This is a genomic window from Streptomyces griseorubiginosus (assembly GCF_017614965.1).
GTDB classification, from domain to species: Bacteria; Actinomycetota; Actinomycetes; order Streptomycetales; family Streptomycetaceae; genus Streptomyces; species Streptomyces griseorubiginosus_B.
The window spans coordinates 1-6,070 of the sequence record NZ_WVUG01000426.1; the positions used below are offsets into that span (position 1 = coordinate 1).

A 6,070-nucleotide genomic window follows, 5' to 3' on the forward strand; every position below is an offset into this window, starting at 1 on the left:
GCCGACACCCACCGCCGCCCGCGGCACGGCCCCGTCGGCCACCCCGAGGCCGGTCAACCCGGGCCTGTGCGTGCCGATCGTCGGGCTGTGCGTCGGCGGGTCGGGGCAGCACGCCTGACGGCCCTGGAAGAACAGTCGGCTGCGGGTGCCCGCAAGCGCCGTCGGCTATACCGCGCCGCCGCCCCTGCGGGTGAGCAGCCACGGCTCCACCACGCCCAGGCCACGCACCGGCCGCTGCCACATCGGCTGGAGGGCGAAGCGGTAGACCGGGGGCTCCTCCCCTTCCTTCTCCGCCGTCGCCGCCGCCTCGGCCGCCTCCGCCTCGGAGGCGGGCGCCTCCGCGGTGCGGATCAGTTCCTCCGCGAAGGCGCTGTCGACGAGGACGGCGTCCCGGGGGGCTATCGAGGTGAGCCGGGAGGCGAGGTTCACGGTCGTTCCGAAGACATCGCCCATACGGGTGGTCACCGTGCCGAAGGCGATGCCCACCCGCAGTTCCGGCATCGTCTCGTCGTTCGCCATGGTCTCGATCAGCCGCAGCGCGATCTCCGCGGCCACGCCCGCGTCGTCGGCGGCGTACAGGACCTCGTCGCCCAGGGTCTTGATCAGCCGGCCGCCGTGCGCGGCGACCAGGTCCGCGGCCGTCGTCTCGAAGGCCTCGACCAGCTCGCCGAGCTCCTCCTCCTCCATCCGGCGGGTCAGCCGCGTGAAGCCCACCAGGTCGGCGAAGCCGACGGCGAGGCGCCGGTCGACCATCTCCTCGTCGTCGGCGGCCTGCACGACCCGCCCGGCGGAGGCCGCGAGCTGGCGGCGCCAGACGTAGACCAGGAACTCCTCCAGCTCGGGCAGGAGCAGCTCGACGATCGGGTACGTCACCTCGGTCCGGGTCATCCCCGGCTCCGGGGGCTCCGTCAGGCCCTCCAGGAAGGAGTCGATCTGCCACTCGGCGAGACGGGCCGTGGTCTGGCCGGTGGAGCGGGCCACCTGGACCGCCATGGCCTCGCTGAGCAGGCCCGCCTCGACGAGACCGGACAGCCGGCGCAGCGCCAGGACGTCGGCCTCCGTCAGCGCCTTGGCCTGCCCGATGTCGGCGAAGCCCATCGCCCGCCAGAAGCGGGTCGCCAGCTCGACCGAGACACCGGCGCTACGGGCCGCCTGGAAGGGCGTGTAGCGCCGCTCGGCACCCAGGATCAGGTGTTCGAGACGCAGGGCGAGCGGGTCCTCGCCGGAGTCGGCGGCGTGGGGGTCCACCCGGCCGTCCGCGTCCGAACCGGAGCCCGTGTCGTCGACGGTCACGCCTGCTGCCCTTCCGATCTGCCACGGTCAGGTATCGACCGGCCTTCACTCTACGGCAGCTGTGCGCTACCTCACTCCCGTGGAGCCGACGCTACGTCACCCGTTACGGCCGCGGTGACCCACGCCGGTGATGGCCCCGTCCTCACAACGCCGCACGCGCCGTCTTTTCTCACGCCGGCCGCAGATGCACGACGTCTCCCGCTCCCACCGGCTCCTGGACACCGTCCGCCGTGGCGATCACGAGCCGTCCGTCGCCGTCGACGGCCACCGCCTCCCCGGTGATCGACCGGTCCCCGGGCAGTTCGGCCCGTACCGTCCGGCCGAGCGTCGCGCAGCCCGCGGCGTACGTCTCCTGCAGACCGCTCTCGGCGGGGTCGCCGCCGGCCTCCCGCCAGCGCCCGTACCACTCCTCCAGGGCGCGCAGCACGGCCCGCAGCAGCGGATCCCGGTCGGTGCTCACCGCTCCGGCCAGCGCCAGCGACCCCGCGGCGGGAACCGGCAGCTCGCTCTCCCGCAGGGTGACGTTGACGCCGACGCCGATGACCACGCCGTCGTCCCCGGCGCGCTCGGCCAGGATGCCGCCGGCCTTGCGTTCCTCACCGGCGATGGAGACGAGCAGGTCGTTGGGCCATTTGAGTGTGGTGTCGACGCCCGCGGCCCGCGCCAGCCCGGTCGCCACCGCCACGCCGGTCAGCAGCGGCAGCCAGCCCCAGCGGGCCACCGGCACCTCGGCCGGGTTCAGCAGCACGGAGAAGAACAGGCCCGAGCGGGCCGGTGCCGTCCACTGGCGGTCCAGGCGGCCCCGCCCGGCGGTCTGCTCCTCGGCGACCAGGACCGAGCCCTCGGCCGCCTTGCCGGCCGCCGCCAGGGCGACCAGGTCGGAGTTGGTGGAGCCGGTGGCGCGCACCACCTCCAGTTCCCGCCACAGCCCGCCCTCCCGCACGAGCCCGCGGCGCAGCGCCACGGCGTTGAGGGGAGGCCGTTCCAGATCGGACCAGCGGCTGTCGTCTGATGCATCTCGCGGCGTCATGCAAGCCACCCTAGGTGTGTGAAACGCCGCACTGCTGTTTCGTAGGGCCACCACTACTCTACGGATGAGTAACCGTCCCCCCTTTTGAGCAGGCAGGGAGCCGCGATCCCGATGTCCGAGCCGGAAGCGATCGACATTCACACCACTGCGGGCAAGCTCGCGGATCTCCAGCGTCGTATTGACGAGGCGACGCATGCCGGCTCCGCGCGCGCCGTCGAAAAGCAGCACGCCAAGGGCAAGTTGACGGCCCGTGAGCGCATCGAGCTGCTGCTCGACGAGGGCTCCTTCGTCGAACTGGACGAGTTCGCCCGCCACCGCTCCACCAACTTCGGCCTGGAGAACAACCGCCCCTACGGCGACGGCGTCGTCACCGGCTACGGCACGGTCGACGGCCGCCCCGTCGCCGTGTTCTCCCAGGACTTCACCGTCTTCGGCGGCGCGCTGGGCGAGGTGTACGGGCAGAAGATCGTCAAGGTGATGGACTTCGCGCTGAAGACCGGCTGCCCGGTCATCGGCATCAACGACTCCGGCGGCGCCCGCATCCAGGAAGGTGTCGCCTCCCTCGGCGCCTACGGCGAGATCTTCCGCCGCAACACCCACGCCTCCGGCGTCATCCCGCAGATCTCCCTGGTCGTCGGCCCCTGCGCGGGCGGAGCCGTCTACTCCCCCGCGATCACCGACTTCACCGTCATGGTCGACCAGACCTCGCACATGTTCATCACCGGCCCGGACGTCATCAAGACGGTCACCGGCGAGGACGTCGGCTTCGAGGAGCTGGGCGGCGCCCGCACCCACAACTCCGTCTCCGGTGTGGCCCACCACATGGCCGGCGACGAGAAGGACGCCGTCGAGTACATCAAGCAGCTGCTGTCGTACCTGCCGTCCAACAACCTCTCCGAGGCGCCGGTCTACCCGGAGGAGGCGGACCTCACGGTCACCGCCGAGGACCTCGAGCTGGACACCCTGGTGCCGGACAGCGCCAACCAGCCGTACGACATGCACACGGTGATCGAACACGTCCTCGACGACGCCGAGTTCTTCGAGACCCAGCCGCTGTACGCGCCGAACATCCTCACCGGCTACGGCCGCGTCGAGGGCCACCCCGTCGGGATCGTCGCCAACCAGCCGATGCAGTTCGCCGGCTGCCTCGACATCAAGGCGAGCGAGAAGGCGGCCCGCTTCGTGCGCACCTGCGACGCCTTCAACATCCCCGTCCTCACCTTCGTGGACGTCCCCGGCTTCCTGCCCGGCGTCGACCAGGAGCACGACGGCATCATCCGCCGCGGCGCCAAGCTGATCTACGCCTACGCCGAGGCCACGGTCCCGCTGATCACCGTCATCACCCGCAAGGCCTTCGGCGGCGCCTACGACGTCATGGGCTCCAAGCACCTCGGCGCCGACCTCAACCTCGCCTGGCCGACCGCCCAGATCGCCGTCATGGGCGCCCAGGGCGCGGTCAACATCCTGCACCGCCGCACGATCGCCGAGGCCGAGGCGGGCGGCGACGTCGACGCCACCCGCGCCCGGCTGATCCAGGAGTACGAGGACACCCTCCTCAACCCCTACGTCGCGGCCGAGCGCGGCTACGTCGACTCGGTGATCATGCCGTCCGACACCCGCCGCCACGTCGTCCGCGGCCTGCGCCAGCTGCGCACCAAGCGCGAGTCCCTGCCCCCGAAGAAGCACGGCAACATCCCCCTCTAAGGAGACGCTGTGAACATCAAGGTCGTACGGGGCAACCCCACCCCGGAGGAACTGGCGGCGGCCCTGACGGTGGTCAGGGCCCGAGCGGCGGCGGCCTCCGCCGCTCCGGAGACCCCGGCCAAGGACAGGGACACCTGGTCCGACCCGTCCCGCATCGCAGCCCACCGCCTCCCGCAGCCGGGCCCGTCGGCATGGGCGCGCACATACTGGCCGGGGTAGTACAGCGCCGGGCACCAACTTGAGTACCCGTACTCAGGCGCCGTAGCCCGGCCAAGCCCCACGCTGGTGGCATGCTGTGGTCCGACCCCGAGAACGAGCCGCCCGAGGAACTGCGCGAAACGCAGGACATGTTGCGGCGGCTCGGCGTTCTCATGGCGCTGGCCATGGTCCTGGCGATGATCGTGATCGGCCTGAGGTGAGTCCGGCGGCGGCACCTGACTAACCTGACCGCATGACCGCACAGCGCCGCAGGCGTCTCATCCTCGCCTCCCAGTCCCCCGCCCGACTGAACCTGCTCCGCCAGGCGGGCCTGGACCCCGAGGTCATCGTGAGCGGCGTGGACGAGGACGCCGTGACCGCGCCGACCCCCGCCGACCTGGCGCTCGCCCTCGCCGAGGCCAAGGCCTCCGTCGTCGCCGCCCGGCCGGAGGTCCAGGGCGCCCTGGTGATCGGCTGCGACTCCGTGCTGGAACTGGACGGCCAGGCGCTGGGCAAGCCGGCGGACCCCGAGGAGGCCACCGCCCGCTGGAAGGCGATGCGCGGCCGGGCCGGGACGCTCCAGACCGGCCACTGCGTCTGGGACACCACGAGCAAGCGGTACGTGTCGGGCACGGCCTCCACGGTCGTCCGTTTCGGTGACCCCAGCGACGAGGAGATCGCCGCCTACGTCGCCACCGGCGAACCCCTCCACGTGGCCGGGGCGTTCACCCTGGACGGCCGCAGCGCGCCGTTCATCGAGGGCATCGACGGCGACCACGGCAACGTGATCGGCCTCAGCCTCCCCCTGCTGCGCAAGCTCCTCGCCCAACTGGGCGTCGGCATCACGGAGTTGTGGGCGCCGACGGAGAAGTGACCGGCGAGCCCTCGTCGCCCTCGGGCCCCGGCACGTCCGCGGGCGGCGTGTCGGCGGGCTCGGCGGGCTGCACCGGTGCCTCGTAGGTCATCAGCAGCAGCACGATGAGGGCCAGCACCACGACCATGAACACGAACGCGGGCCAGCCCACCAGCCCCCACAGGAGGGCCGCCAGGAGGGCGTGCACGACCGCCGCGCTGATCAGCAGGACCCGGCCGAAGCCGGCCGCGGGGCGGTTGCGTATCGCCACCAGGAGCGCGACCAGGCCGCACAGGGCGTAGTAGAGGCCGAAGACGATCCCGCCGATCTTCGAGGACAGCGACATCGTGTCCGGGTCGAGGCCGGCCAGGGACATGTCCTGGCGGTCGACGACGATCCCGAGGAACCAGTTCAGCGCGGCGACCCCGAACGCCTCGACGAAGAGGACGACCGCCACGACCCACGCCACCGGCCTGCGCACCACCGGTCCCCACCCACTCTCGAGCCAAGTTCGGGTTACTCCAAGTACCTTCCGATCCATCGCGAACGCTACTAACGGGTAAACCCCGGGACAAGGGTTGTGCCGACCGCAAAGAATCATTGGGCCATTCGTAGGGACTCCACAAAGAAACAGAGTGGCCCGCAGCACGCTCTCACAGAGACCTTGACCACATGGGAGGGCTAGGGTTGCCGGGAGGAGTCCTGCGTACCTGGGTACGACAAGGGATTTCGCGGGTCGAGCGAGCCTCGAATCACGCTCCGTGTGGGCAAGCTCACCATTGGGGACGGGTCGAAGTGCCTCGTCGGCAGTCCCTAAACTCGGCTTGTTTCAAGGAGGGAGCCTCAATCGTGCGCAAGGTGCTCATCGCCAACCGTGGCGAAATCGCTGTCCGCGTGGCCCGGGCCTGTCGGGACGCCGGCATCGCGAGCGTGGCCGTCTACGCCGACCCGGACCGGGACGCTCTGCATGTCCGCGCCGCGGATGAGGCGTT

The 6,070-nt window shown here is 71.2% G+C and carries 8 protein-coding genes; 5 read left to right on the forward strand and 3 right to left on the reverse strand.

The features are described from left to right. Window positions 1–165: 165 nt before the first annotated feature. Both GRC12_RS40880 and GRC12_RS40885 read right to left on the reverse strand, forming a co-directional pair. Complete coding sequence (locus GRC12_RS40880; RefSeq protein WP_208785513.1) at window positions 166–1,293, reverse strand: adenylate/guanylate cyclase domain-containing protein; 1,128 nt, start codon at window positions 1,291–1,293, stop codon at window positions 166–168. A 169-nt stretch (window positions 1,294–1,462) separates the two neighbouring features. Next, entirely contained in the window at window positions 1,463–2,323 is an 861-nt protein-coding gene (locus tag GRC12_RS40885; RefSeq protein WP_208785514.1) for a biotin--[acetyl-CoA-carboxylase] ligase, read from the reverse strand. Between the two features lie 111 nt (window positions 2,324–2,434). On the opposite strand from GRC12_RS40885, the gene GRC12_RS40890 reads away from it, so the two are divergent. The 4 genes from GRC12_RS40890 (at window position 2,435) to GRC12_RS40900 (ending at window position 5,099) form a co-directional block, all read left to right on the forward strand. Further along, window positions 2,435–4,027 (forward strand): acyl-CoA carboxylase subunit beta, encoded by a 1,593-nt coding sequence (locus GRC12_RS40890; protein ID WP_208785515.1) that lies wholly within the window; start codon window positions 2,435–2,437, stop codon window positions 4,025–4,027. A 9-nt stretch (window positions 4,028–4,036) separates the two neighbouring features. Continuing rightward, window positions 4,037–4,246, forward strand: coding sequence for an acyl-CoA carboxylase subunit epsilon (locus tag GRC12_RS40895; protein ID WP_208785516.1), 210 nt, complete (start codon window positions 4,037–4,039; stop codon window positions 4,244–4,246). A gap of 71 nt (window positions 4,247–4,317) precedes the next feature. Then, window positions 4,318–4,446 carry a morphogenic membrane protein MmpB gene (mmpB, locus tag GRC12_RS46595; protein WP_133048920.1) on the forward strand — a complete coding sequence of 43 codons (129 nt, stop codon included), beginning with the start codon at window positions 4,318–4,320 and terminating at the stop codon, window positions 4,444–4,446. 32 nt (window positions 4,447–4,478) lie between these two features. Then, window positions 4,479–5,099 carry a nucleoside triphosphate pyrophosphatase gene (locus tag GRC12_RS40900; protein WP_208785517.1) on the forward strand — a complete coding sequence of 207 codons (621 nt, stop codon included), beginning with the start codon at window positions 4,479–4,481 and terminating at the stop codon, window positions 5,097–5,099. Here GRC12_RS40900 and GRC12_RS40905 read toward each other — a convergent pair. Beyond that, entirely contained in the window at window positions 5,068–5,619 is a 552-nt protein-coding gene (locus tag GRC12_RS40905; RefSeq protein WP_244374541.1) for a hypothetical protein, read from the reverse strand. The two genes, GRC12_RS40900 and GRC12_RS40905, sit on opposite strands and share 32 nt — an antisense overlap. Before the next feature lie 308 nt (window positions 5,620–5,927). Between GRC12_RS40905 and GRC12_RS40910 the strand changes: the two genes are divergently transcribed. After that, window positions 5,928–6,070 (forward strand): biotin carboxylase N-terminal domain-containing protein (locus GRC12_RS40910; RefSeq protein ID WP_208785519.1); only part of this gene is annotated, 143 nt, incomplete at its 3' end.